Annotated in this window: 2 protein-coding genes; both read left to right on the top strand. The window is 65.3% G+C overall.

The window, feature by feature from the left end; all coding sequences use genetic code 11:
- Positions 1 to 143 precede the first annotated feature (143 nt).
- Positions 144 to 1,205: an ImmA/IrrE family metallo-endopeptidase gene (locus LZ198_RS42755; RefSeq protein ID WP_253977932.1), complete on the top strand. Its 1,062-nt coding sequence runs from the start codon at positions 144 to 146 to the stop codon at positions 1,203 to 1,205.
- A gap of 60 nt (positions 1,206 to 1,265) precedes the next feature.
- On the top strand, positions 1,266 to 1,427 hold a 162-nt coding region (tnpA, locus tag LZ198_RS43815; protein ID WP_407667523.1), incomplete at its 3' end, for an IS66 family insertion sequence element accessory protein TnpA.

Here is a 1,427-nt window from a genome sequence, read left to right as displayed (position 1 = left end):
CCGCTCTCGCCGCCATCGAGAACCCAGGCACGGTCACACTTCCGAAGAGTCAGGACTGACGGCAGCTCCCGCCGGTCGTCCCGGGCGGGTCAGCACGGCGCCGGGACGGGGCACGGCGAACAGTTACTCAACGACACCACCTCATGTCCACCCCGACCCTCGACCTCTCATGGCGGACTCTCCGGGCCACTCCTGCGCTCCCCGTCGACGTGCTGGCGCGCGCTAACATCACGAGTGTTCCGGTAGACGCCATCCAGCTTCTCGTTGCCCTTGGCGTTAAGGTCTACCTGGATGACCTGCCGGTGCCAGGTATCCTCCAGTTCGATGACGAACTCGCCTCAGTCTTCCTCAACAAGGAGGACGGCCCCTCGCGGCAGCAGTTCACCGCGGCGATGATGCTCGGCCTTCTGTTGAGCGTGGAGCCTGGGGATCATGCGCGCACAAGCGGCCCTCCTCAGACCATGGCGGAGCGCAAGGCCCTCGAATTTGCCTCCGGCCTGCTCATGCCAAATTGGGCCGTCCTCGAGTCCCTCAAGTCCCAGCCGTCGCTCAGCATCGCGGAGAGAGCAAAGCGCTTCGGCGTATCGATGGCCGCGATGGAGGTGTGCCTCGGGCGGCAGGTCACGCAAGAGGCCAAGCTCCTCGCCGCCATTGGGTTGTCGGCGACGGGCTCCGCCACAGAGGACGATGCCGCGCTTCAGAAGTTGCTTGATGGGTACAAGGCGGAGCGCTTCACTGGCCTGCCGCCCGACGTGGTGGCCTTTGCCGCTCAGCGGTACCAACTCATCGCCGACACCTGGGCAGCGGTGAAGCTCCATCGAGCCTTTGGTCTCCCCGAGCTGAATGGCGCCATCCGCCTCGCTGCAACCGTCGAAGACGTCCGCGACGTGCTGACGGAAGCCAAGCGCCTCCTCCTGAAGGGGGGCTGGTGCCGCGGCAAGGGCTTCCTGGCGCTGGACGCCTACGGGAAGCGTGTCGCGTTCGCTGGCGAGCGCGCCTACCAGTTCAGTGTGGTCGGAGCGATTCGACGCGCTGACGTTGGCGACGTCGGAGCTGGACTCGTCGCGGAAGCCGTCGTCGCCAAGCTCGTGGGGCACCACTACAAGTATCTCACCGAGTGGAACGACAAGACGACGGCCACGTTTGAAGAGGTCCTCGCCACGTTCGACCAGGCGATTGCTCTCGCCACCCCCGCAGAGCAGTGAGCTCGTAACCGACCGACGGCGGGCGTCCTGAGTTGAGCGGTCCTCGCGGGTTGTTGGGGCATGCGACGACCCAATCCGGATGAATGGCCGAAGTGGGTGGAAGAGTTCGAGGCAAGTGGGCTGCAGCAGAAGGAGTTCGTGGCCAAGCACGACCTGTCCTTGGGCACGCTGCAGTACTGGCTCTACAAGAAGCGCAAGAAGCGGGGCCTCCGGGCGTCCGAC

The sequence above is a fragment of the Myxococcus dinghuensis genome (assembly GCF_024198235.1).
Lineage (GTDB): Bacteria > Myxococcota > Myxococcia > Myxococcales > Myxococcaceae > Myxococcus > Myxococcus dinghuensis.
The sequence above is the reverse complement of the archived record's forward strand: the minus strand, read 5'-3'. Positions and strand labels throughout refer to the sequence as shown.

What these genes read in the sequence shown, in the direction of transcription:
- LZ198_RS42755 (WP_253977932.1), top strand. Translation starts at nt 144, where the DNA reads ATGTCCACCCCGACCCTCGACCTCTCATGGCGGACTCTCCGGGCCACT.